At 72.0% G+C, this 25142-nt stretch carries 21 protein-coding genes; 8 read left to right on the forward strand and 13 right to left on the reverse strand.

The genetic code is table 11. From position 1 onward, the window contains the following. The first annotated feature begins 56 nt into the window (after positions 1–56). Entirely contained in the window at positions 57–590 is a 534-nt protein-coding gene (locus JOD65_RS04735) for a class F sortase (protein WP_191193513.1), read from the forward strand. Here JOD65_RS04735 and JOD65_RS04740 read toward each other — a convergent pair. The 5 genes from JOD65_RS04740 to JOD65_RS04760 all read right to left on the reverse strand — a co-directional run bounded on the left by JOD65_RS04740 (position 562) and on the right by JOD65_RS04760 (position 4649). Continuing rightward, entirely contained in the window at positions 562–1326 is a 765-nt protein-coding gene (locus JOD65_RS04740; RefSeq protein WP_191193512.1) for an IclR family transcriptional regulator, read from the reverse strand. The two genes, JOD65_RS04735 and JOD65_RS04740, sit on opposite strands and share 29 nt — an antisense overlap. Positions 1327–1352: 26 nt before the next feature. Further along, positions 1353–2606 (reverse strand): vanadium-dependent haloperoxidase, encoded by a 1254-nt coding sequence (locus JOD65_RS04745; protein ID WP_191193511.1) that lies wholly within the window; start codon positions 2604–2606, stop codon positions 1353–1355. Between the two features lie 85 nt (positions 2607–2691). Further along, entirely contained in the window at positions 2692–3399 is a 708-nt protein-coding gene (locus JOD65_RS04750) for a helix-turn-helix transcriptional regulator (RefSeq protein WP_191193510.1), read from the reverse strand. Between the two features lie 71 nt (positions 3400–3470). Further along, positions 3471–4112 (reverse strand): hypothetical protein, encoded by a 642-nt coding sequence (locus JOD65_RS04755; RefSeq protein WP_191193509.1) that lies wholly within the window; start codon positions 4110–4112, stop codon positions 3471–3473. Positions 4113–4196: 84 nt separating this feature from the next. Further along, positions 4197–4649 (reverse strand): hypothetical protein, encoded by a 453-nt coding sequence (locus JOD65_RS04760; protein WP_191193508.1) that lies wholly within the window; start codon positions 4647–4649, stop codon positions 4197–4199. Between the two features lie 182 nt (positions 4650–4831). Between JOD65_RS04760 and hutH the strand changes: the two genes are divergently transcribed. The 5 genes from hutH (at position 4832) to JOD65_RS04785 (ending at position 11515) form a co-directional block, all read left to right on the forward strand. Beyond that, positions 4832–6370 (forward strand): histidine ammonia-lyase, encoded by a 1539-nt coding sequence (hutH, locus tag JOD65_RS04765; protein WP_191193507.1) that lies wholly within the window; start codon positions 4832–4834, stop codon positions 6368–6370. A gap of 475 nt (positions 6371–6845) precedes the next feature. Continuing rightward, on the forward strand, positions 6846–8564 hold the full coding sequence (gene hutU / locus JOD65_RS04770) for a urocanate hydratase (protein WP_191193506.1): 1719 nt from the start codon (positions 6846–6848) through the stop codon (positions 8562–8564). Positions 8565–8666: 102 nt separating this feature from the next. After that, complete coding sequence (locus JOD65_RS04775) at positions 8667–9806, forward strand: M14 family zinc carboxypeptidase (RefSeq protein ID WP_191193505.1); 1140 nt, start codon at positions 8667–8669, stop codon at positions 9804–9806. Positions 9807–9845: 39 nt separating this feature from the next. After that, positions 9846–10427: a DinB family protein gene (locus JOD65_RS04780; RefSeq protein ID WP_191193504.1), complete on the forward strand. Its 582-nt coding sequence runs from the start codon at positions 9846–9848 to the stop codon at positions 10425–10427. Between the two features lie 59 nt (positions 10428–10486). Continuing rightward, a complete protein-coding gene (locus tag JOD65_RS04785; protein WP_191193503.1) occupies positions 10487–11515 on the forward strand; it encodes a M48 family metallopeptidase in 1029 nt (342 codons plus the stop codon). Between the two features lie 29 nt (positions 11516–11544). Here the strand turns inward: JOD65_RS04785 and JOD65_RS04790 are convergent, their stop codons facing one another. The 6 genes from JOD65_RS04790 to JOD65_RS04815 all read right to left on the reverse strand — a co-directional run bounded on the left by JOD65_RS04790 (position 11545) and on the right by JOD65_RS04815 (position 18089). After that, positions 11545–12861, reverse strand: coding sequence for a phosphotransferase family protein (locus JOD65_RS04790; RefSeq protein WP_191193502.1), 1317 nt, complete (start codon positions 12859–12861; stop codon positions 11545–11547). A 112-nt stretch (positions 12862–12973) separates the two neighbouring features. After that, a complete protein-coding gene (locus tag JOD65_RS04795) occupies positions 12974–13117 on the reverse strand; it encodes a hypothetical protein (RefSeq protein WP_191193501.1) in 144 nt (47 codons plus the stop codon). A gap of 150 nt (positions 13118–13267) precedes the next feature. After that, entirely contained in the window at positions 13268–14137 is an 870-nt protein-coding gene (locus JOD65_RS04800; protein ID WP_191193500.1) for an HpcH/HpaI aldolase/citrate lyase family protein, read from the reverse strand. Beyond that, entirely contained in the window at positions 14134–15228 is a 1095-nt protein-coding gene (locus JOD65_RS04805) for an HpcH/HpaI aldolase/citrate lyase family protein (RefSeq protein ID WP_191193499.1), read from the reverse strand. Before JOD65_RS04805 ends, JOD65_RS04800 begins: the two co-directional genes overlap by 4 nt. A gap of 59 nt (positions 15229–15287) precedes the next feature. Further along, the gene (locus JOD65_RS04810; RefSeq protein ID WP_191193498.1) at positions 15288–16370 is read right to left on the reverse strand and encodes a class I SAM-dependent methyltransferase; all 1083 of its coding nucleotides are present in this window, start codon (positions 16368–16370) and stop codon (positions 15288–15290) included. A 108-nt stretch (positions 16371–16478) separates the two neighbouring features. Next, the gene (locus JOD65_RS04815) at positions 16479–18089 is read right to left on the reverse strand and encodes a helix-turn-helix domain-containing protein (RefSeq protein WP_191193497.1); all 1611 of its coding nucleotides are present in this window, start codon (positions 18087–18089) and stop codon (positions 16479–16481) included. Positions 18090–18192: 103 nt separating this feature from the next. Between JOD65_RS04815 and JOD65_RS04820 the strand changes: the two genes are divergently transcribed. Next, positions 18193–18555, forward strand: coding sequence for an NADH-quinone oxidoreductase subunit A (locus tag JOD65_RS04820; RefSeq protein WP_191193496.1), 363 nt, complete (start codon positions 18193–18195; stop codon positions 18553–18555). An 8-nt stretch (positions 18556–18563) separates the two neighbouring features. Here the strand turns inward: JOD65_RS04820 and JOD65_RS04825 are convergent, their stop codons facing one another. Beyond that, on the reverse strand, positions 18564–24074 hold the full coding sequence (locus JOD65_RS04825) for an Ig-like domain repeat protein (protein WP_191193495.1): 5511 nt from the start codon (positions 24072–24074) through the stop codon (positions 18564–18566). Between the two features lie 116 nt (positions 24075–24190). Beyond that, a complete protein-coding gene (locus JOD65_RS04830) occupies positions 24191–24751 on the reverse strand; it encodes a DnaJ family domain-containing protein (RefSeq protein ID WP_191193494.1) in 561 nt (186 codons plus the stop codon). A 122-nt stretch (positions 24752–24873) separates the two neighbouring features. On the opposite strand from JOD65_RS04830, the gene JOD65_RS04835 reads away from it, so the two are divergent. Beyond that, positions 24874–25125 carry a PspC domain-containing protein gene (locus tag JOD65_RS04835; protein WP_191193493.1) on the forward strand — a complete coding sequence of 84 codons (252 nt, stop codon included), beginning with the start codon at positions 24874–24876 and terminating at the stop codon, positions 25123–25125. Positions 25126–25142: the final 17 nt, after the last annotated feature.

Below are 25142 nucleotides of genomic sequence, written 5' to 3' on the forward strand. Positions count from 1 at the left end.
CCGGAGGAGGGGGCTCGTCCGGCGGGCTGACGGAGGGGTGTCGAGCGATGTGGGGCATGCGCAGGTTGCTGGTCGTCGTGCTGGTCTCGGCGGCCGTCCTCGTGGGTGCGCCCGCGGGTGCCGGTCCGGTGACGACCGACGCCGGCGGGACCGAGCGATCCGCGGCGCTCGGCCGACTCGCGATCCCGGCGATCGGCGTGAACGCCGGGATCATCCCGGTCGGCGTGACGCGGGCCGGCCACCTCGCGATCGGGCGCAGCGTCCGCGACGTCTACCGCTGGCGCTCGGGCGTGCTGCCCGGCCAGCAGGGGAGCGCCGTCCTCGCGGGGCACACGTGGTCCAAGGGACCCGGCGTGTTCGACGAGCTCGGCCGGCTGCGCCCCGGCAACCACGTCGTCGTAGGACGAAACCGCTTCGAGGTCACCCGCGTGCGCCGGGTCACCGGAATGACGCGCTCGGCCGTCGCCGGGCTCTTCAGCGATCGCGGCGCCCCGCGCCTGGTCCTCATCACGTGCGGCGACCGCAACGACCTGACCGGGGTCTACCGCACCCGGATCATCGTCAACGCGCGCCTGCTGCCCTCCCGCTGACCCGCCGGGTCAGCCGGGCGGCCGTCAGCGTCACGGCGGTCGCGATCGCGTCGACGTCGCCGGCGTCGCTCGGGAACGTCACCGCCACCCCGGCCACCGGGTGCGCGTTGTGGTCGAGCACGGCAGCGGCGACGCTCTGCAGCCCGGGCGTCACCTCGCCGTCCTCGGTCGCGTGGCCGCGCTGCCGCGTCTCGGAGAGCACGGCGCGCAGGGCGCTCAACGACGACGGGCCCTTGCCGTGGCGGTCGACGAACGCGCCCCGGTCGGGGTACAGCGCCCGGACCTGGCTGGCCGGCAGCGCGGCGAGGATGGTGCGGCCGGAAGCGGTCAGGTGGGCGGGCAGGCGTACGCCGACGTCGGTGACCAGTGGCGGCTGCCCGGGTGCCCGCTCCTCGATGACGTAGAGGACGTCGCGTCCGTGGAGCACCGCGAGGTGGGCGCCGTGGCCGGTCCGGTCGACGAGCTCGGCGAGCGGCCGGCGCGCGAGGCGGGCCAGCGGCTCCTGGCGGGTGAAGCCGCTGCCGACCTCGAAGGCGGCCACGCCGAGCCCGTAGCGGTGCTCGTCGGGCAGGTGCACGACGAAGCCCTCGTCGATCATCGTGTTGAGCAGGTGGTACGCCGTGCTGCGCGGCAGGTCGCACGCGCGCACGATGCGGTCGAGCGGGACCGGGTCGGCCTGCGTGGCCAGGAACCGCAGCACGCGCAGGGTGCGCGTCGCTGCGGGGACCTGGCTCACGAGGCCGATCGTGGCACGTCCCGGGGTCAGTCCAGCCTCTTCATCACCATCCGCGCCGTCTGGTGTCCGATGGAGTAGCCGTCGCTCATCGCGTCGCGGAAGTGCAGGCCGCCCCAGATGCGCGAGTTGAGCGCGTCGTACTCGAGGGCGGTCAACGTGGGATAGGTGCGCACCGCGCCGGTCAGCGACAACGACCGCAGCTCGAGCTGTGTGTCCTCGCCGAGGACCGTCCTGATCACCTCGACCGCAGATCCGGTGAGGCACCCGTGCCCGGTGACGTAGTCGGAGTAGGGGGGCGTCGGCAGGTACGACGTCCAGCCGGACTCGGGCTGCGTGTCCGGGTTGCCGTCATCGGCAGCCCCGGCGACGGCCTGGAAGGGTCGCCAGAAACCGACGTCCCGCTTGAGCTGCCAGCAGCGGATCACCGAGTCGGCCATGGCTCCGTGCAGGGCCGCGAACAACCGTGCGGTCTGCTCCAGGCTCTTGGGGTTGCTCTCGAGGTTCCGGATGAGCGCGTCCCCCTGCATGATCGCGGGGTTGGTGTTGAAGAAGACAGCGGTGTCCGCCTGCGCCTGGCTGCGGATCGCCGACGTCATGGACCCGAGCAGCTTCACTTCGTTGTAGTCCGTCGTGTAGTCCGCGCTGGTGAGCCGGTCGGGACCGTCGACCCGGACCGGGTGCTTGATGACCAGCGGTCGCACAGATCCCAGCCACGCGCCGAGCATGTCCGTCGCCGGGGGGACCGGCTGCCACGCGCCGATGCCGGGCGGCAGGGTGTAGTGGATCGTGGTGTCGCCGTAGCCGTCGCCGGACCGGCTTGCGATCATCCGTGCTGCGGCACGCTCACCGGCGCGCGCCCCCCGGTCCTCGGCAGCCCCGTCGGGCACGCCGGCGAGGGTGGTGGCGAGCTGGGCGTCGAGGGCGGCGCCAGCACCCGGGTTGTAGTGGAGCAGCACGTCGTGTGCCGCTGTCGCGACAGCCGCGGTCTCGGAGCTGGACCCCCACCTGAGCGAGGTCGTGACCGCGTCGTCGATGGCCAGCGAGGTGAAGCCGAGGACCGGGATGCCTGTCGGGATGGGCGTTGCCGGATAGACAGTGGCGATCGCGGTGCGTTGCCAGTCGAGCACCACCTGGGCACTCTCGGTGGAGGCGGGCGGGTCGTGGTGGGGATGCCGGTGCTTCCCACCTGAGCCGTCGGAGGCGGCGGGTGAGCTGGCGAGGGTCGAGGTGGCGAGCAGGGCCGCGGCGACCAGGACGGCGCGCGAACGGAGGTTCTTCATGGCGGACCTTTCGGCTGGGCGTGTGTGCCCAGCGTCGAAGAGTCCGCGCGGCCACGGGTATTCGCATCCCGGCGAATGTTCGTCCTCAGTTGAGCCGGGCCAGCCGCTCGCGCAGGTCGATGTCGGGGAGGTCGCGGCCCTGGAGGCGGGCCACGGCGGCGACCCGGTTCGTCACGCCGAGCTTGCGGTAGGTGTTCTCGAGGTGCTTGCGCACCGTCGACGGCGCGACGAAGAGCGCCTCGGCGATCTCCGCGTTGGACCGCCCAGCCGCCACGTGGCTCAGGACGCGGCGCTCCTGCGTCGTGAGCGACGTGGGCAGCTGGGGGGTGAGCCGCTCGCGCGACAGCCGGGCGAGCAGCGGCGCCAGCATCTGCAGCATGGCGACGTCGCGGTCGTCGAACGGACCGTTCCAGCGGTCCAGGGCGACCTGGACCACGCCGTGGGCGCCGTTGCGGAAGCCGATGGAGAGACGGTCCTGCCGCCCCCTGAGCCCGCCGAGGCAGGCCTGGGCGGCGACCGGGTGGGCGCCCCAGTGCAGGATCCCGAGGTAGTGCGGTCCCGGCGTCGCCTGCGGCAGGGTCCGGTCCACGCCGGGCATCCCGCCCAGGGAGATCCCGTCGGTGACGGCGTAGCTGCCGTCCTGGTAGATCGCGCCCACCTCGTCGGCGTGGATCAGCACCGACAGCAGCTCCAGCACGTGGCGTGTCGGCAGGGGGGACCCCGGACAGGGCTCGGTGGCCAGGAGGTCCCGGAGGGCCCACTGCTCGCGGTCGTTCAGGTCGAGGCGTGGCATGACTGGTCCCGACCCTCGACTCTAGGGCGGGGGGCGGGATCAGTCAGGGTGGTCCAGACGACTCGCGCCGGTCAGGCCTTGTCGGAGCCGGATCCCTTGGTGAACCAGCCGCCGCCGGTGTCGGTCTGCTCGATCGGCTTGCCGGGCATCTCGTTGGCGCCCGGGGTGCGGCGCGGGAGCAGCGGGGCCCGACCGTCCTGGGTGCCGTCCTGGGTGCCGTCCTCGGTCTCCGAGGTGGCCGGCTCGGTGGCCGGCTCCGTCACCGGCTGCTCGGTGGCGGCCGGCTCGGTCGCGGTCGGCTCGGTGGCGGCCGGCTCGGCGTTGACCTCCGACGGCGGGGTCGGGGTGTGGTCGGCGGTTCCCGGGACCTGGGGTGCGTAGTCGTCGGCCTTGTGGTCGACGCGCGGGTCGACCCGGTCGGCCGCGCGGACCTGTCCCTCGTGGGTCGCCTCGATCTGCTGCGCGGCCAGTCGGGCCTCGTGGGCCTCCGCTTCGGCCTTGGCGGCTGCGGCGCGGGCCTCCTCGGCCTCGGCCTCAGCGGCCGCCGCGCGCTCCTGGGCGGGGGCGATCGTGGACTGCGCCTGCGTCGCGGCCTGGGCGCGGAGCTGCTCGGCGCGGGCGACGTTGGCCTCGCGGTTCTTCCTCTGGACGAGGAACGCCGCGACAGCGATCACGACGGCGATGATGACGAGGACGATGATGAGGGTGGTCACGGGCTTCCTCTTTCACGGGACAGGGGCGGCCAGTCTTCCAGCACCGGCCGTCCCTGTCCTGCGTTGCGTCGCGAGGCGCGCGGATCAGACGCGGCGGGTTTCGTCGGTCCCGTCCGTGCGGCGCGGGTCGTCCGCGTCGAGCACCGTGTCCGGGTCGTGCGTCGCGGTGCTGCGGCCGTCGGCCGTCGTGCCGGGGGCGTAGTCGTCCGACGAGGTGTCCACGCGGGGGTCGACCTGGTCAGCCGTGCGAAGCCGGTCCTCGTGCACCGCCTGCTGCTGGGTCGCCGCGACCTGGGCCTCACGGGCACGGGTCTGCGCGCGCTCGGCCTCGAGCCGCGCGCGCTCGGCCTCGGCCTCGGCCTCCTTGGCCTGCACCTGGGTCTCCGGGATGTCCCGGGCGTGTTCGTGGGCCTCGGTCCGCAGCTGCTCGGCGTGCTCGTGCTGCTTCTTCTTCCGCTGCTGCGTGACCAGCCAGGCGACGAGCGCCGCCACGACCAGCACCACGACCAGGACGATGATCCATGTCGTCGTGTCCATCGGGGACCTCCTAGGTTATCGGTCTTGCCTGCGCGGCCCGGGCGGGCCGCACGTCATCCACCGTGCCACGCGCCGCCGGTTTCGGTGCCCTCCGTACGGGTGAGTGATCCGGTCTCGGATGCGAGACTGCGGCGCTCGACGGCCTCTGGCGGCGACCCGCCGACAGGCGTTGGATGAGGGGCATGCAGACCGTTCACGTCGGGGTCGGCCCCGTCTCGTTCGACGACCTCGTCCGCGTCGCCCGCGAGGGCGCCTCCGTCGTCCTCGCCGACGACGCGCTGACCGCGATCGACCGTGCCCGCGGGGTGGTCGAGGCGCTCGCCGCCGCGGAGACGCCGACCTACGGCGTCAGCACCGGCTTCGGCGCCCTCGCCACCCGCCACATCCCCACCGAGATGCGCGCTCAGCTGCAGCGGTCCCTCGTGCGGTCCCACGCTGCCGGGTCCGGTCCCGAGGTGGAGCGTGAGGTGGTGCGGGCGCTCATGCTGCTGCGACTCTCGACGCTCGCGACGGGTCGCACCGGCGTACGCCGCGAGACCGCGCAGCTGATGGCCGACCTGCTGTCGCACGGCATCACGCCGGTGGTGCGGGAGTACGGCTCGCTCGGCTGCTCCGGCGACCTCGCCCCGCTCTCGCACTGCGCGCTCGCGCTGATGGGAGAGGGCGAGGTCCGCGACGCCGACGGCACGCTGGTCCCCGCCGCGGACGCCCTCGCCGCCGCCGGCCTCGAGCCGGTGGAGCTGGTCGCCAAGGAGGGCCTCGCGCTCATCAACGGCACCGACGGGATGCTGGGCATGCTCGTCATGGCGATCACCGACCTGCGGATGCTGCTGCGCACTGCCGACGTCGCCGCGGCGATGAGCGTCGAGGCGCAGCTCGGCACCGACCGGGTCTTCGCCGCCGAGCTGCAGGACATCCGCCCCCACCCCGGCCAGGCCCTGTCGGCGGTCAACCTGACCGCGCTGATGGCCGGCTCCGCGATCGTCGCCTCGCACCGCACCGGCGACTGCAACCGCGTCCAGGACGCCTACTCGCTGCGCTGCTCGCCGCAGGTGCACGGGGCTGCCCGTGACACCGTCGAGCACGCCGCGACCGTCGCCGGCCGCGAGCTGGCCAGCGCGATCGACAACCCCGTGGTGGTCGGCGACCGCGTCGAGTCCAACGGCAACTTCCACGGGGCCCCGGTCGGCTACGTGCTCGACTTCCTCGCGATCGTCGCCGCCGACGTCGCGTCGATCAGCGAGCGTCGTACGGACCGCTTCCTCGACCGGGCGCGCAGCCACGGGCTGCCGCCGTTCCTCGCGGCCGACCCGGGGGTCGACAGCGGGCACATGATCGCGCAGTACACCCAGGCCTCGATCGTCTCCGAGATGAAGCGGCTCGCGGTCCCGGCGTCGGTGGACTCCATCCCCTCCAGCGCCATGCAGGAGGACCACGTGTCGATGGGCTGGAACGCCGCCCGCAAGCTGCGCCGGTCCGTCGACGGGCTGTCGCGGGTGGTCGCGGTCGAGGTGCTGACCGCGGCCCGCGCGCTCGACCTCCGCGCGCCCCTCACCCCGTCACCGGCGACCGGTGCGGTCGTCGACCTCCTGCGCAGCAACGGCATCGCCGGCCCCGGCCCCGACCGCCACCTCTCGCCCGAGATCGAGGCCGCCGTCGACCTCGTCCAGTCCGGCGCCGTGCTCGCTGCCGCCGAGTCCGTGGTCGGCGAGCTGGCCTGAGGTCACACGCGGGATCCCTTCCTGCGTCGGTGCAGTTGTGCCGTTCTGGAGACGCAGCTCGCGGCCGGTACTACGTTCACGTGTCGTGAGAAGGAGCATCTGCGGGATCGTCCTGGTGGTCCTCGGCGTGGCCGGGGTCGGGCCTGCAGCCCAGGCGTTGCCGGGACCTGGAAGTCCGCGTTCCGCATCGGCACCCTCAGCGGCTGCCCTGTGGAGGTGCTGGTGGTCTCCCACGATGGACCACAACTGGCACAACGACGCCCTGTGCTCCAACGGAGTGAGCCAGGTGCGTCCCTACCTGCGACCCGCTGACTCCTACATCACCCGGGCCGAGCTGATGGGATCTGCGCGGGCCTGGGCTCGGGCCCGTAACGGCGCTCGCTGACCCTGGGCGGAGGGGCGCAGTCTCGGATCACAGACTGCGATCCGGGTCGCACTCTTTCGTCCGCCGGCGCCACGGCGCTTTCATGAAGGCATGACCACGGACGCTCCTCACGGCAACCACCGCCTCCCGATCCACGCCGCCACCGGCACCGAGCTGACCGCGAAGTCGTGGCAGACCGAGGCGCCGCTGCGGATGCTGATGAACAACCTCGACCCCGACAACGCCGAGCGCCCCGAGGACCTCGTCGTCTACGGCGGCACCGGCAAGGCTGCGCGCAGCTGGGAGGCGTACGACGCCCTCGTGCGCACCCTGCGCGACCTCGAGGACGACGAGACGCTGCTCGTGCAGTCGGGCAAGCCCGTCGGTGTGATGCGCACCCACGCGTGGGCACCGCGCGTGCTGATCGCGAACTCCAACCTCGTCGGCGACTGGGCCGACTGGGAGGAGTTCCGCAGGCTCGAGGACCTCGGTCTCACGATGTACGGCCAGATGACGGCCGGCTCGTGGATCTACATCGGCACCCAGGGGATCCTCCAGGGAACCTTCGAGACCTTCGCCGCCATCGCCGACAAGAAGTTCGGCGGCACCCTCGCCGGGACGATCACGGTGACTGCCGGACTCGGCGGCATGGGCGGCGCGCAGCCGCTGGCCGTGACGATGAACGACGGCGTGGCCATCTGCGTCGAGTGCGACCAGCACCGCATCGACCGCCGGCTCGAGACCCGCTACCTCGACGTCCAGGCGCGCGACCTCGACCACGCTCTCGAGCTCGCGCTCGCGGCCCGCGCCGAGCGGCGCGGCCTGTCGATCGGCCTCCTCGGCAACGCTGCCGAGGTGCTGCCCGAGATCCTCGAGCGCCACCTCGCCCGGCAGGAGCAGGGTGACGGACCGCTCGTCGACATCGTCACCGACCAGACCTCGGCGCACGACCCGCTCTTCTACCTGCCGGCAGGGACGTCGTACGACGACTGGGAGCGCGAACGCACCGAGGACCCGCGTGGCTTCACCAAGCGCAGCCAGGAGTCGATGGCGCGCCACGTGCGGGCGATGGTCGAGCTGCAGGACGCGGGGGCCGAGGTCTTCGACTACGGCAACTCCATCCGCGACGAGGCCCGTAAGGGCGGTTACGACCGGGCGTTCGAGTTCCCCGGCTTCGTGCCGGCGTACATCCGACCGCTCTTCTGCGAGGGCAAGGGGCCGTTCCGCTGGGCCGCGCTGTCCGGTGACCCCGAGGACATCTACGCCACCGACCGGGCCATCAAGGAGCTCTTCCCGGCCGACGAGAAGCCGGAGTACGCGCGCCTGCACGCGTGGCTCGACATGGCCGCCGAGCGGGTGCAGTTCCAGGGCCTGCCGGCCCGCATCTGCTGGCTCGGCTACGGCGACCGCGCGAAGGCCGGGGCGAAGTTCAACGAGATGGTCGCCAGCGGCGAGCTCAAGGCGCCGATCGTGATCGGCCGCGACCACCTCGACTGCGGCTCGGTGGCCTCGCCCTACCGCGAGACCGAGGCGATGCTCGACGGGTCCGACGCCATCGCCGACTGGGCGATCCTCAACGCGCTCGTCAACACCGCGTCGGGCGCCACCTGGGTGTCCTTCCACCACGGCGGCGGCGTCGGCATCGGTCGGTCGCTCCATGCCGGCCAGGTCACCGTCGCCGACGGCACGGACCTCGCGGCGGAGAAGATCGAGCGGGTGCTGACCAACGACCCCGGCATGGGCGTCATCCGCCACGTCGACGCGGGCTACGACCGCGCCATCGAGGTCGCCGACGAGCGTGGGGTCCGGGTGCCGATGCGGGAGGCCTGAGCTCGCCCTTCGCCCGTAGAGGGGTGACCGGCCGGTAGGCGTTGACACCCCTCGGACCCGATGGGTGGATGGACGCGAGACCACCTATCGGGAGGCAGGCTCATGCACTCATCCATCACCAGGCGCACCCGGACGTGCGCCCTCGCCGCGGCGGCCGTCGCGCTGGCAGCCGCAGGCACCATGGGACCGGCGACCGCCGATCCGCCCACCACCCCGGGCGGCCCGTGGCCGCAGGGCGGGGAAAACACCAACGCCATCCGCAGCTATGAACAGCTCTGGAGCACCCTGGAGTCGATCGAGGGCCGCGCGCAGGGAAGCTTCGACCTCAGCCCGGCGCCGCTCCCCTCCAACACCGGCCGCGAGATCCCCGTCGTGACGATCGGCGACGGCGACACCGACATCATGTTCGTCGCCAACCAGCACGGCGACGAGTACATCGTGTCCAACGCCATGATCAGCGTCGTCCGCGGGCTCACCGGCGGGTCCGCGGAGGCCAGGGCGATCAGGGACGCGCTCACCGTCACCATCGTCCCGCGCGTCAACGTCGACGGCTTCGACGCCGACGTGACCGACCTGGCCGGCAACACCACGCCGTGGCGACAGAACTTCGACACGTCGTGCCCGGCCTTCTGCGAGTTCTACCAGGCCGGCCGCGGCTACGACATCAACCGCTACCACTCGTACTCCGCGAGCGCCTACGACCACCCGTACCAGCCCGGTCCGGACACGAACAACCCGGTGCCCGAGGCGATCGCGATGCGGCTCCTGTGGGACGAGCGGCAGCCGAGGCTGGTCGTCGACTTCCACCACCAGGGGACCTACGTCGACGACGACGGCCGGATGATCACCGGCTCGGTGATGTGGCCCAACGCGGAGGAGGAGGCGGCGGCCCTCGGCATCAGCGAGCAGTTCGCCGGCGTCGTGACCGACTCCAAGCGGGTGGTGTCGGAGATGCTCGATGCGCTGGAGGGCAAGGGCTACGCCAACATCACGCGCTACCCGAGCACCCCGTTCCCGGGCATCGCCCGCAACGCCTACGGCCTGTTGGGTTCGGCCTCGGTGCTCTACGAGGCCCGCGGCGACATGGGCCAGGCCAGCAGCGGCATGATCGCGAAGCAGACAGAGGTGGCCGGCACGGCGATCCTCCGGGCCGCTGCCGACGGGTCGCTCTGGACCCGCGACACGGTGCCCGCGGACACGATCCGCGAACGCGGGCCGTTCGTCCCCGACCCGCACGGGTGAGCAGCGGCCGTCGCGGCGTCGGTGACAGGGTGCTGTCCCATGGACGCCGACGCCGCGAAGGCCAACCTGCACTCGTACCTGAAGCACGAGCGCCAGGCGGTGCTCGACAAGCTCGACGACCTGTCGGAGTACGACGTCCGGCGCCCGCTGACCGCCACCGGGACCAACCTCCTCGGGCTGGTCAAGCACCTCGCGACCTGGGAGGCGCGCTACCTCGGCGAGGTCTTCGACCGCCCGTTCCCCGAGCCGCTGCCGCGGTGGGACGTGGAGGCGGACCGGCTCGGTGACATGTGGGCGACCGCGGACGAGTCGCGCAGCGACGTCGTCGACCGCTACCGGCGCGTGTGGGCGCACAGCGACGCGACCGTGGCGGCGCTCGACCTCGACGCAGTCGGCCGGGTGGAGTGGTGGGGCGACGCACAGGTGCCCCTCTTCAACGTCCTGGTGCACCTGCTCGCCGAGACCAGTCGGCACGCCGGCCACGCCGACATCCTCCGCGAGGAGCTCGACGGAGCGGTCGGCACCGACGCGGAGGCGATGGCGGCGGAGGGGCACGACGCGGCGTTCTGGGCCGACCGACGGGCGCAGGTCGAGGCGGCCGCGCGAGCGGCGGTCGCCTGACCTGACGGTGTCCTCGCCGAACGGCTGACTTTCACGGCGGGGTACGTCAGGATCCCTCCATGGCATCGGGGGAGAAGAAGCCGGCGCGTTCGCGCGTCGTGCTCACGGACATCAGCTCGCGCGCGTGGGAACACCCGGCGGACAAGGGCGCGCTCGTCGCACTGCGCAAGCTCAAGGGCTTCGACGTGCTGCTCAAGACCATGTCGGGGGTCTTCCGCGAGCGGGCCGGGCGGCTGACGCTGCTCGGGTCGGCGGTGCGCGTCGACGAGCGACAGTTCGCCCGGCTGCACCGGCTTCTCGCGGAGGTGGGGAAGAGCCTCGACGTCAGCGAGCTGCCCGAGCTGTACGTCAACGCCGACCCGACGCTGAGCGCCATCACGATCGGGATGGACCGGCCGATCATCCTGCTCTCGTCGGGCCTGGTGCACCACCTGGACGACGAGGAGCTCCGCTTCGTCATCGGCCACGAGCTCGGCCACGCCGTCAGCGGGCACGCGGTCTACCGCACGCTGCTGATGCGGCTCCTCGGCCTCGGTGGGCTGCTCAGCGCCGTGCCCGGCGGCGCGATCGGCATCCGGATGGTGACCGTCGGCCTGCTGGAGTGGTCGCGCAAGGCCGAGCTGTCCGCGGACCGCGCCGGCCTGCTGGCCACCCAGGACCCGACCGCGGCCCTTCGCACCCACATGAAGATCGCGAGCGGCGGGACGCTCGACGAGCTCGACGTCACGTCGTTCCTCCAGCAGGGGTCGGAGTACGACGAGGGCGGTGACGTCCGCGAGTCCCTGATCAAGCTCTCGCTGTTGCAGCAGCAGAGCCACCCCTTCGCCGTCGTCCGGGCCACCGAGCTGCGGCGCTGGATCGACTCGGGCGTCTACACGACGATCCTCGGCGGTGACTACCCGCGCCGGGCCGACGACGACACCGCCTCGGTCAGCGCGGCCGCGCAGGAGGCGGCCGCCAGCTACACCGTTGCGTTCGAGCGCACCCAGGACACCCTCGGCCGGTTGGTCCACGACCTCGCCGGCTGGATGGGCACGGCCAGCACCTGGATCAACGACCGCTTCCGCCGGGGCACCGAGAGCGCCTGACCGCGCTGCCGTACGTCCGGGGCGGCGGGTCAGGTGTCCGCGGGAAGGGCGCCGACCCGTCGCGCCGAGGACCTCACCAGCTGGGCGACCACTCCGGTGAAGTCGCCCGCACCCTCCTCGGTGGCGGCGGCGATCCCGGCGAAGGTGACGGTCTGGAAGACGAGGTCGGCGAGCGGCGCGAGGGCCAGGGCGCGGTCGACGTCAGCGTCCGGGTACGCCTCACGCCAGGGCTCGGCAAACGCGCCGACGAGCTGATCAGTGTCCTCGCCCGCGGTGTCGGACGCCACGAAGTACGCCAGGTGGCTGCCGTCGAGGAACGGATGGCTGATGCACGCGTCGGTCCAGTCGAACAGGCGGAGGGCCTGTCCGTCGTAGGCCACGTTGCCGAGGTGCAGGTCGCCGTGGGCCAACGTGTCGGGCAGGCCGGTCGCCCAGAACTCCCGGACCTGCGCCTCCACCTCGTCGGCCGCCCCGAGGACAGCGACGCGCTCGTCGTCGGCCAGCAGTGCCATCTCCGGGTCGTCGGCCAGCACGCGGCGCCAGGCTGCGAGCGTGGGTTCGAGGCCGCGGTCCGGGCACCCGCTGGCCCGGAGCGCGTCCAGCCAGTCGAGCGACGCGAGCTGGGCTGCCGCCCACACCGGTGCGAGTGCCTGCGGCGCGCCGGCGGCACGGTCCGACGCACCGGCGAGCGGCTCCATCAGCAACCAGCCCTCCGCCTCGTCGGCCGCCACCACGATCGGCACCAGGTCGGGCAGCCGCTCCGAGAGGCGGTGGAGGATCGCTGCCTCGGCGCGGAAGTGGTCGCAGCACGCCTTGAACCAGAGGACGCCGTCCGACGTGGGGACCTCGAGCACCGCGGAGATGGACCACACGCGGTGCGTGCGGACGGGTCCCGTTCGCCGGCGACCGCGGACGGTCAGCAAGTCGTCGATCCAGGCCTCGACCCGGTCGTACCACCCGGCGCGGAACCAGTCGGGTCGCTGTCGTGGCGCGGTGCCGGTGTGCTGCGCCAGCGCGGTGCCGACCTTCGCGCCGAAGGGCTCGGGTAGGTCGCCGATCGGCAACCACGTGCCGCCGGTGACCCGGTCGGGATCGTCCCTCAGCGCCAGGACGTGGAGGATGTCGGCCCTGACGTCCTCGTCGGGCTTGGGCAACCGGACCGGCGGGGCGGCGTGCACGCCGTCGGCCACGTGGCGGGTCGCCGTCCGGGTCGGGTCGCCGTCGTCCTCGTCCGCGTGCACGAAGGTGGGGAGCGCTCCGTCCGCCGACCAGACGGCGCCGTCGTGGACCAGCGCGACGTGGTGGGTCCTGGCGCGGGCAGGCACCTGCTGGTCCTCGGTCGTCACCGGAGGATTGTGTCCCGTCCCCCCGTGCCCGGCACGCGAATATCCGTCCCGTGACGCAGCGGGGCCCCGGACACCAGCGGTGTCCGGGGCCCTGTCGCCAGGTGGCGAGCCGCTACCAGACCCGTCGGGCCGAGCCGCCGATCGGAACGAAGTTGAGCACCAGGCCGACCACGATCAGGATCAGGCCGAGGGTCAGCAGGATGTTCTGGGGAAGCAGGATCCCGAGGATGAGAAGGATCAGTCCGAGGACAATCATGGGTATCTCCTAGGTGACGCGGGGTGATGCGGCCGGCCCACGATGGGCGGGCCGGATCACTCTGGCGGTCCCCGACCCGGTTCGCAAAGTCGGTTCCTCCCTACGGGTGAAGGACTGTCCATCCTCTGTCCACCCCGTCGGGTGGCCCGGTCAGGCGGTGCCGAGCGCCTTGATCGCCTCGTCGATGGCCAGCGTGCGACGTGCGGACTCGACGTGCAGGTTCTCCACCATCTTGCCGTTGAAGGTCACCACGCCAGCCCCCTTGCCGTCCTCCCAGGCCGCGATCAGGCCGCGGGCGTCCTCGACCGCCTGCACGCTCGGGGCGAAGGCGGCGTTGGCGCCCTCGACCTGGCCGGGGTGGATGAGCGTCTTGCCGTCGAAGCCCATCTGGCGGCCCTGCTCGCACTCGGACAGGAAGCCCTCGGTGTCCTTGACGTCGTTGTAGACGCCGTCGATGACGGCGATGCCCGCGGCACGGCCGGCGAGCAGGGCGGTGTGCAGGCTGGGCAGGATCGGCGCGCGCCCCGGCACGTGCTCGGCGTACAGCTCCTTGACCAGGTCGTTGGTGCCGAGGACGAAGGCACCGATCCGCTCCGAGGCCCGCGCGATGGCGAGGGCGTCGAGGATCGCGACCGGGGTCTCGACCATCGCCCAGAGCCGGGTGTGGTCGGGCGCACCGGCCTTCTCCATCGCCGTGACCAGCCGCCCGACGTCCTCGGCGCTGTCGACCTTGGGAACCACGATCGCGGCGGGTCCGGCCTGGCTGGCGGCGACGATGTCGTCGTCGTGCCACTGGGTGCCGAGACCGTTGACGCGGATGGTGAGCGTACGACGCCCGTAGTCGCCGCTGGCGGCCGCGGCGGCCGCCGCCTCGCGGGCCGCCGGCTTGGCGTCGGGCGCCACGGCGTCCTCGAGGTCGAGGATCAGGCCGTCGCAGGCGATCGTCTTCGCCTTCTCGAGCGCGCGCTCGTTGGAGCTCGGCATGTAGAGCACCGAGCGGAGGGGGGTGAAGTCGCTCATGCCTGCACCTCCCCGTCCGCCGAGATCGCGTCGTACTGCTTCTTGAGCTCGGGGTCGATCGCGGCGAGCTCCTCGGCGAGCGCCACCATCACCTGGCACTGCTTCACCGAGGCGTCGTCCTCCATCTTCCCGTCGATCATCACGGCACCGGTGCCGTCGCCCATCGCGGCGATCACCCGTCGGGCGTGGGCGACGTCCTCGACGCTGGGGGAGAAGACCTTGTTGGCGATCGTGATCTGCGCCGGGTGCAGGCTCCAGGCGCCGACGCAGCCCAGGAGGAACGCGTTGCGGAACTGGTCCTCGCAGGCGACGGTGTCCTTGATGTCGCCGAACGGCCCGTAGTAGGGGTAGATGCCGTGCATCGCGCACGCGTCGACCATGCGCGCGATCGTGTAGTGCCACAGGTCCTGCTGGTACGACGTCCGCTGGGAGTCGTACTGCGGCACGCCGAGGTCGTCCCGCACCGGGTCCTGCCGGACGAGGTAGCCGGGGTGCCCGCCGCCGACCCGCGTCGTCTTCATCCGGCGGTCCGCGGCCAGGTCGGCCGGACCGAGCGACAGGCCCTGCATGCGCGGGCTGGCCGCGCAGATCTCCTCGATGTTCGCCACGCCGCGCGCCGTCTCCAGGATCGCGTGCACCAGGATCGGCCGGTCGAGGCCGGCCTTCGCCTCGAGCTGCGCGAGCAGGCGGTCGACGTAGTGGATGTCCTCTGCGCCCTGCACCTTCGGCACCATGATCACGTCGAGCTTGTCGCCGATCTCGGGCACCAGGGTGGTGAGGTCGTCGAGCACCCACGGGCTGTCGAGCGAGTTGATCCGGGTCCAGAACTGCGTGGGCCCGAAGTCGGTGGCCTTCCCGATGTCGACGAGGCCCTGGCGCGACTTCTCCTTGTTCTCCGCCTTGACCGCGTCCTCGAGGTTGCCGAGCAGCACGTCGACCGTGCCGACCATGTCGGGCACCTTGGCGGCCATCTTCGCGTTGCCCGGGTCGAAGAAGTGGATGGCGCGGCTCGGGCGGGCCGGGATCTCGCGCGGCGGCGCGGGCGCACCGACGGCGAGGGGCGCGAAGAAGTCCTTGGCGGGGCGTGTCATGGGCGCAAACTACCGCCGCGCACCGGGACCCGGATATGACGCATGTCTCGCTGTGGCTGTCACGGGCTCGCCACGAAGTAGGCGTTGAAGGGGTCGGCCTCGAGGTCGTGCACGACCACGTCGGAGAAGCCTGCCTCGCGGATCATCCGCTCGGCGGTCTGGACGCCCCAGACGGTCCCGAGGCCGTCACCTCCCTGGCCGAGGGACACCGACATGCAGTGGACCGTCGAGGCGGCGTAGAGGAACGAGGCCCACGGGAGGTCCAGGTTCTCCTCGAGGTTGCTCGACGCCTTGATGTCGACCATCAGGTAGCGACCGTCGGGCCGCAGGGCGCGCCGGACGTTGGCCAGCACGGTGGCCGGGTGGGCCTGGTCGTGGATCGCGTCGAACGTCGTGACCAGGTCGTACGCCGACTCCTCGGCCAGGCGTGCCACGTCGAGCACCTCGAAGCGGGCGTTGGTCAGTGCCCACGCGGCAGCCTCGTCACGGGCCGCCTCGATCGCGTCCGCGCTGAAGTCGTAGCCGACGAACGAGCTGCTCGGGAAGGCGCGCGCGAGGAGGTTGACCGCGTGTCCCTCGCCGCAGCCGATGTCGGCGACGGCGATGCCCTGCTGGAGCCGTTCGGTCATCCCCGCCAGCGGGATGATGGTGTCGAGCAGCGAGGCGTCGTTGACGGCTGCGCTGTCGGCGGCCTGGAGGTGGTGGAAGCCGGGGTAGTCGTCGTACGACAGTCCGCCGCCGTGGCGGAACGTCTCGACGACCTTGGGCTGCACCTGGCCCATGAGGGTGACGAACCGCATGGTGCGGGCGAGGTTGTCCGGGCCGGTGCCGGTGAGGAACGGCGCGTGGTCGGGGCAGAGGTAGTAGGTCTGGTCGTCGGGGACGTACTGCACGAAGCCCGCGGTCACCATCCCGCCGAGCCACTCACGCACGTACCTCTCGTCGAGGCCCGCCGCGTCTGCGACCTGGGTACTCGTCGCCGGCGGGAGCGCGGCGAGTGTCTCGAAGATGCCCAGCTCGTGGCCGAGGCTGGCGAGGAGGCAGATCGCGCCGTCGTTGAGGATCGCGACGACCCGGCCGGCCACCTCCTCGGGATCGGCGGTCGCGGGGGTTTCCGTGGGTGCGGACTCGAGCGTGGTCATGACGGTCTCCTGGGGTCGGGGTGGTGTTCCCTGGACGGTAGGAGCGCGCGGGCGCCGGCCGCGTCGGGCGGACGCCCCATCCCGAGACGGGCCCGTGGGGCGTACGCCTCAGGCCAGGTCGTGCTCGCGTGCCCAGGCCGCGGCGGCCGTGCGGGTGCGGACGCCGACCTTGGTGAAGATGTTGCTGAGGTGCCGCCCGACGGTCTTCTCGCTGATCACCAGCCTGGTCGCCACCTCGCGGTTGGTCGCACCGGCCGCGACCGCAGCCAGGACCTCGACCTCCCTGTCGGTCAGCCCGCACGGGTGACTCCGCCCCTCGGCCAGTCGGGCGACGTCGGGCGCCGCGCCCAGACGACGGTAGATCGCGAGTGCCGTGGCGGCGGCTGCGTCGGCGCGGTCGGTCTCGCCGGCGGCCCGGTGGGCGTGTGCGAGCGCCTCGTGGACCGAGGCGCCGGCGTAGCGGTGTCGCTGGTCGCGGTACACCCCGGCGGCCCGCTCCAGCAGCGGGATCGCGTCCGCCGGGCGCCCCTCGGCCATCAGCAGCGCCGCTCGGCCCTGGTCGGCCCGGGCGCGGAGCCCGGGCGTCGCGAACCACGACGCGGTGTCCGCCAGCTCGTCGACGAGCGTGCGGGCATAGTCCGGCTCGCCACCCGCCAGTGCCAGGTCGATGGCGGCGAGCAGCATCCGCGCCCGGCCGAGGCGGGTGGCGCCCGCGAGCCCGACCCGCAGGGCGGCCAGGGCGTCGGCGGGTCGCCCCTCGTCGCGGACCAGGAGTGCGGCGCCGGGCAGCGCGTCGTGGCCGAGGCCGCCCGCGGTGGCGTACGCCTGCGCGGCCCCGGCGGCGTCGCCGCGCAGTCGTCGTACCTCGCCGAGCGTGTAGTAGCCCTCGCCGGCCAGCCAGCCGTGTGCCCCGACGAGGTCGGCGCTGCGCGCCCCGAGCTCCTCCTCGACGACCTCCCACGATCCCTCGGCGACGAGCAGCTGGAGCTCGTGGATGCGCGTGACGTGGGCGTACATGAACGTGCGGCCCTGCGGCGCTGCCCATCGGGCCATCGACTCGGTCCAGGCGCGCATCCGGGCCAGGTCGCCGAGCTCGTCGCACAGGTGGACGACCGTGCAGTAGAGGTCGCCGGACCAGAGGGGGTCGACCTGTCCGGCCACCACGGGGAGCATCGCCTCGTCGAGGTCGGCGAAGCCCTCGCCCGTCGCGCCGCGGCGCACGGCCGCCATCCCGCGTGTGGCGAGGGCGAAGCTCTCGAGGGCGGGCTCGCCGAGCTCGGCCGCCAGGTCGGCGATCTCTCGCGCCGCAGCCTCCCCCGCGTCGGCGTCGCCGGTGAGGTCCAGGTCGACGGCGTGGTCGACGTAGAGCAGGTAGCCGTGCAGGACGCCTCGCGGCAGGCCGGTGATCACCCGCCGGGCCCGCGAGAGCCACGCCGTACCCACCGGGACGTCGCCCCGGACGAACCACTGCAGCGAGAGTCGCAGCGCGCGGTCGGCTGCCAGCTCGGTCCGCCCCTCGGCGAGGAGGCGGTGGTAGACCTCCTCCTCGACCTCCATCGACTCCGGCGCGTTGCCGACCCACCAGGCCGACTCGGCCAGGAGGCCGAGCTCGGTGGTCGGCAACCCGTCACGGGCGTCGGCGAGGTCGGCGTGGACCGCGCCCCAGTCGGGCCGCCCCCGCGCCGCGCCCGCCGCTCGCGGGACCGCGTCCGAGGTCATCGTCCGAGTGTCGTCCCGCCGGGTGCGCCAGGCAACGCCCGGTCCGGGCGTTTGCCCCGTCTTGCTAGGACTGGGGCACTCGTCCCCGACCGAGGAGCGACCCGTGGAGCTCTACCTCCCAGTGGTGGTCCTGTCCGCGATCGCCGGCCTGTTCGCCGTGGGCTCGGTGCTGATGAGCTCGGTCGTCGGACCGAAGCGCTACAACCGCGCCCGGCTCGACTCCTATGAGTGCGGCATCGATCCGGTCGCCGACCCGGGCCGCAACGCCCGCACGATCCCGGTGCGCTACTACACCGTCGCGATGACGTTCATCATCTTCGACGTCGAGATCATGTTCCTCGTGCCGTGGGCGGTGCACTTCGACCAGCTCGGCAGCTTCGGCTACCTCGCCGTGGTGCTGTTCATCCTCAACCTGTCGCTCGCCTACGCCTACGAGTGGCGGCGCGGCGGCCTCGACTGGGACTGACCAGGCCGTCAGCGCACCACCTTGAGCGCGACCACCTTCGAGCTCGAGCCGGCGACACCGGTCGCCGCTACGAACGTGGCCTTGAGCTTGTACCTGCCCGGGGTGAGCTTGGCGAGACGCACGGTCGCGCCTCCTCCGGCGCCGGCCGTCAGCTTCACCTGGCCCACGAGCTTGCGCCCGGCGTAGATCTTCACCAGGCCCAGCGGCGATGACACGCCAGTCGCCGAGACCTTGACCGTGACCTTGGCACGCTTGCCGGCCGTCACCGACTTCGGCGCCTTGAGGACGGTCTTCGACGAGGCGGTCGTGGGGGCGGGAGTCGGCGTCGGGGTCGGCGTCGGGGTCGGGGTCGGCGTCGGGGTCGGGGTCGGCGTCGGCGTGGGCGTCGGCGTGGGCGTCGGCGTGGGCGTCGGGGTCGGAACCAGCACCCCCGCGGAGGTCACCGTGCCCGTGGCGCAGCCGGGCATCGTGGCACTCACCCGTAGCGAGACCCGCCGGCCAATGTCCGACGTGCGGACGACGTACGTCGGACCGGTCTCGCCGGCGATCGCCTGGCCGTCGACGAGCCACTGACGCGTCTGCTGGACCGACGACGGCGACCACGTCGCCTCGGGGGCCACGAGCGTCGTGCCGACCTGGCCGGAACCGGAAGGAGCGGACAGGGGTTGCGCGGTCGGCGCGTCACCCTGGACTCCCGTGGCGCCGACACTGGTGGTCGTGCCGACGGCACGCCCGGGGACGGTGCCGCTGTAGCGCACGGTGAGAACGGCACTCACGTCGACGGGTCGGACCGTGTAGGTCGCTGCGGTCTCGCCCGCGATCGGCTGGCCGTTGCGGAGCCACTGGATCGTCTGTTCGACGCCCGACAGGTTCCACACCGGGGCGGTGGCCAGGAGTTCCGTGCCTACCTTGCGGGCTCCCGAGATGCTCGGGGGCGTGGTGGCCGTGGGCGCGTCTCCGAGGAGCGCAACGACCGCGCTGCTCGTCGCGGTCCCGGTGGCGCGACCGGGGAGTGTGCCGGTGTAGCGCACGGCCAGCGAGGCGCTGACGTCCTCGGCGCGGACGGTGTAGGTCGCTGCGGTCTCGCCCGCGATCGGCTGCCCGTTGCGGAGCCACTGGATCGTCTGCTCGACGCCCGGAAGGTTCCACGCCGGGGCGGTGGCCAGGAGTTCCGTGCCTACCTTGCGGGCTCCCGAGATGCTCGGGGGCGTGGTGGCCGTGGGCGCGTCTCCGAGGAGCGCAACGACCGCGCTGCTCGTCGCGGTCCCGGTGGCGCGACCGGGGAGTGTGCCGGTGTAGCGCACGGCGAGGGAGGTCTCGAGGTCCTCGGGCCGCACGACGTAGGACGACGTGGTCTGGCCGTCGATCGGCTGGCCGTCGCGCAGCCACTCGACGGACTGCTGGACCCCGGAGAGGTTCCAGCTGGGCGGCGAGCTGGTCAGCGATGTGCCCACCTTGCGCGTGCCGGAGATGGTCGGCGACGAGGTGGCCTGTGGGGCCTCACCGAGCAGCCCGATGACGGGCTCGCTGGCGACGATCGCGGTGGTCCGCCCCGGCAGTGCGCCGGAGTAGCGCACGGTCAGCGACGCGTCGACGTCTTCGGGCCGCACGGTGTAGGACGACGTCGTCTGGCCGCTGATGGGCTGACCGTTGCGCAGCCACTGGATGCTCTGCTGCACGCCGGACTGGTCCCACGTCGGGGCGGTGCTGGTCAGCTTGGCGCCGACCTGGGGGCTGCCCTGGATGCTCGGCGGGGCCGACGTCGTGGCGGCTGCGCCCTCCACCGCCATGATCGCGTTGCTCAGCGAGGATGTCAGCTCCCGACCGGGAACCTCACCGACCGCCTTCAGCGTGATGGAGGCGTTGAGGTCGCCGGATGCCACGGTGTAGGTGGGTGTGGTGGCCCCGGAGATCGCGGTGTTGTTGCGCATCCACTGCAACGTCGTGGTGGCCTCGGCCGTGTCCCAGGTGGGAGCGGTGGAGGTCAGCTGGCTGCCGACCTTGCCGCTGCCGGAGATGACCGGCTCGGCGGTCACGATCGGGCCCGGAGCGCGCCTGCCCACGACGGCCGCACTGGCCGAGCTGCCGGTCCCGAACTCCGTCGAGGTGCCGGTGACGACCACAGTGATCGAGGCATCCATGTCCTCAACGCGGACGGCGTAGGTCGTGCCGGAGGCGCCATCGACGGGTGCGCCGTTGCGACGCCACTGATAGGTATTCGTGACGCCCGGGACGTTCCACGTCGGTGGGACGGCCGTGAGCGTCGTGCCAAACACGCCAGTGCCGTCGATGCTGGCCGGGCTCGAGGCCGTCGGCACGCCGCCGACGGTGAAGGTGCGCCAAGGCCCGGGGTCGGAGTAGCGAGCGTCGACGTCGACCGACGCGACCCGCCACTGGTACGACGTGCCGACCTTCAGGGCGGTCACGGGCGCCCAGGCGGTGGCCGGGGTGGTCGTGGTCGTCGCGGATGTCGCGCCCTGGGTGCGGAACTCGACCCGATACCTGGTTGCTTCGGCGACCGCGGACCACCGCAGCACGACGCCGCGGGGTCCCACCGTGGCTCCGGCGTCGGGGGCCAAAGGCGTGGGCTGCTCGAGGGCGACCTTGAACTCGCCCACCGCCGACCAGTCACCCTTGTTGCCGGTCGGGTCGACGCGGCGCACCCGCCAGACGTACGACGTGTCAGACGCCTGCAGAGTGGCCTGACCGGCGAGACCCGTGGTGTACGCGGGGCGCTTGGTGGAACGGTTCACCTTGAGGTTGGTCGCGGAGAAGTTGCGGTCCGCGTTGGCCGCCACCTGGATCTCGTACGAGCCGGCGAACGGCTGCGCCCGCCACGTGAAGGCGACGGACCCGCTGACCTCGGGGACCTCACCCGTGGTGGTCACGAGCGGGGAGCTGAGCTCCGGCGTGGGGCTCTTCTTGACCACCGTCCTCGTTCCCGACCAGCCGAGCTTGTTGTCGTTGACGTCAACCGGCTGCACCCGCCAGTAGAGCGTTCCCTCGGGGTAGAGCCTGTCCGCCGAGGTGTACGTCGGCTGGTCCACCTCGACGGTCTCGATGGGGGACGCGAAGGCCGGGTCGTCGTCGATCTGGAACTGGTACTTCATCGCAGACTGGTAGCTCGCCTCACCCGTCGCGCCGTACGGCGTCGCAACATTCGTGTCGAAGTAGTCCCTCCAGGCGAAGGTGATCTCGGTGCTGGTGACCATGGTGCCTTTCGCCGGTGCGAGGAGCTCGAGGTCCGGCGAGGACTTGCGGAAGGCATGACGGGCCGGGTTGATGGTCGACGTCGGGTCAGGACCGCACTGGGTAGCGGACTTGCAGGGCTGGATGAACCAGTAGTACGGCGTCTGCGCCTGGCTCTCCTGCAGTGCCTTGAACGGATAGGTGAAGGTGGGCGCCCACCGGGTGTTCACGGTGCGGGGCGGAGTCGGGTCCAGCGGCGTCGTGAAGTCGCCGTCGCGCGACACGTGGACCCGGTACTCCGACGCGTAGGGAATCGGGTCCCAGTCGAGCACCGGCGTGGAGGGGACGTCGTCACAGAGCTGGTCCGCGCCGTCGGCCAGCGTCATAGCGCAGGCGTTGTCCAGGTCCAGGCTGGTGCCCGTAAGGGCGAGGCGCTGGCCGCTTACCGGTCCGAGCGGGAGCACGGTGAACGTGCCAACAGGACCTGTCTCGAGGTGACCCCCCTTGTCGTCGTACGCCGAGACCTGCCACATGTAGGTGCCCTCGGCGAGGAAACGGGTCGACACGTCGGTGGCCGCCGGGAAGGGGAGCTTCTCGGCCAGTACGGGCGCAACACCGTCAGCGAACCAGTTCCCGGTGACGCTGTCGCCGATGTCGACCCGGTAGTGGTCGGCGCCCGCCAGGGCTCCCCACCGGAGGTTGGGGGCGTCGTACGTCGCCGGAGCGCCGACCGGCTCGAGCGGAGAGCTGGTGTCGAGCCCGGCGCTGAGGGAGAAGGACCGGCCGGTGGTCATCGAGATCCGGCCGCCGTCGTCGAGGGCGCTGAGCTCGTAGCGGAACGGCCCGTCCTCCGGCTTCATCACGACGTTCATCGGGGTGAACGACGTTGAGTGGGTCCTGCGGGAGAGCAGCCGGGATCCATTGCCCTTGTAGAGGTTCACCTGGTAGTCCTCAGTACCGGGGACCGGCGCCCAGTCGAGCGTGGGCACCGCGACGGTGGAACCGTTTACGGGCGCAGTGACACGGAAGGCCTCCCTATCCTCGTAGACGAAGGCCTGGGTGTCGGAGAAGATGCCGGCCACACCGCTCGGGTACGGCAGGTCCATCGGGCGGACCTTCCAGTAGTAGGTGCCGCCTTCGGCCCCTGGCATGCAGACGTCGAGGGGAGTCAGCTCGCCGGGCGTGTACGTCGTCCCAGCAACGGAACACTGCACCGTGTCCAAGGTCGGCTCGGTGAAGTTCGGGTCGGTGCTGACCCAGAGCTCGTAGTGTGAGGCGTGCCGGACGGGCGTCCACTCGTAGTAGAAGTCGTCGCTGACAGTCGCCGGCGCCTGGGCAGTTCCACGGGGGTGGACGGACCTCGGGACTTCGCGCCAGACCCGGTCGAAGGCATAGTGGTCCGCCTCCGCGAGCCGGACCCAGTCCGTGGGGTTGTCGTCGAGGTCGCGGGCGCGCACGCGCCAGAAGTACTGGTCGTTGCCGAACGTCGTGCGTGGCGAGAACCGGGTGCCGTAGATCTTGGCGGGCACCGACTCCGGCGACCCGAAGTCGACGTCGTCATCGACTTGGAGCTCGTAGTACTTCGCGCCTGCGACAGGGCTCCAGTCCAGTACGACGTCCGTGATGTCCTCGTCGGAGCCCGGGCTCGTGATCTCCGGCTGGGCGATGGGCGCCACGACGTACGTCCGGATGTCGGAGTACTCGGTGGAGTAGCCATCTGTGAGGTCGGCCCGCACGCGCCAGAAGTAGGTGACGTCGGGTGCCTGGTTGTCGGGCACGACCAGTGCAGTCGCTTCGGTGGTGTACGTGCTGGGGCTGACGAATGCGTCCTCGGTGTCGACCTCGACGGTGTAGGTGGTGGCGCCGGCGACCGGGGTCCACGTCAGGAGGGGGGGATCGGCGGGCTGGGCCAACGTGATGCCGTTCTCGGGGCCTGTGAGCGTGGGGCCGGCGACAGTCCCGACCGTGAAACCGCTCGCACTCCAGTCGCTCCACACGCCTGCGGCGTCCTTGGACCGCACCTGCACGTGCTGCTGTCCCTTGGGCAGGAGCCTGGTCGGCACCGAGACGGTGTTGACGGTGGAGGACGTCCACTCCGGCGAACCGAAGGCGGGGTCGTTGTCGATGCGCACCTCGTAGCCAGCGGCGTCCTCCACGGGCTGCCAGGTCACCTCGACCGACGGACCGGTGTCTCCGGATGGCCCGGTGATCTCCGGAGCTGCCGGTGCGGCGCTCGCGGGCGCGGCCTGGAGGGTCACCGCAGCCACGGCGAGGGTGATGGCGGTGCAGGCAAACCGGCGCACGGCAGCGCCGGACAAGGACGTGGACATGCTTCCCCCGGGGATCGCGTCAACTCGAACTTGACGGACGCTATGTGCCCCGGGGCAACAGCACCCGGTGATCGGTCGGAACTAGTCAGTTCGGGCCATGGAGGGTGACCTATCGGTCAACGGCGGCGGCGCCACCAGCGACGTTCCGGCCGCTCGGGCCGGGCGGCGGCGACGGCTGCGCGTTGGGCCTCGACCCGGGCCGTACGACGCTCGCCCCACGCGGCCACCTCGGCGTCGACGTCCCGCGGTGCGGTGATCACCGGCGGGCCGCCCTGCAGCTGCCGGCGGATCTCGATCACCCGCTTGTTGAAGTCCTCGACCTCGCGCCGCACCTCGCTCTCGGCGGTGATCTCGTCCAACCGCCCGTCGAGCTCGGCGTCCTCCTTGCGCAGGGCGAGGGCCGGCGGCAGGAGGGCGATGTTCTCGCGCTCGACGAGCTTCTTGACCCACCAGTCCGGGTCGTGGTCGACGCCGAGGTCCTCGATCGGCTTGCCCCGTCCGGGCAGGTCGTCGAACTCGCCGCGCTCCATCGCGCGGCGCACCTGGAGGTCCACCCAGCTGGACTGCTGCGCGATACGGGCAGCCGCAGCCGAGCGACCGGTGCGGTCGTCGCGCGCGCGCTCGCTGCGTACGGGCTCGACGCCGGACTCCTGTTGGGACGGCTCGAGGTCGGACATCACGATCACCTCCGTGCCGTCCACCCTAAACGCCCCGGCGAGCGGACCCCCGAGCCTGACTCGGGGTGGCGCAGGGGCTGACCCCGATGGTGCGGCGCGCCCGCGCGGCGCATGCTGGAGGCATGGAAAAGATCCGCACGTCCCTCGCCCGTCAGGGCCTCGTCCGCTCGACCGACCGGGCCATCATCGGCGGCGTCTGCGCCGGCGTGGGCCGTCGCTTCGGGCTCACGCCGTGGGTGACCCGGCTGCTGTTCGTCATCACGCTCTTCGTTCTGCCGGGCAGCCAGATCCTGGTCTACCCGCTGCTGTGGTTCCTGATGCCGTCCGAGGACAGCATCGAGGCCGCCGCGGCCGCCCCGCACCTGCCGCGTTGACGGCGGGGCCGCTCGTT

The sequence above is a fragment of the Nocardioides cavernae genome, assembly GCF_016907475.1.
In the GTDB taxonomy this organism is placed as follows: Bacteria; Actinomycetota; Actinomycetes; order Propionibacteriales; family Nocardioidaceae; genus Nocardioides; species Nocardioides cavernae.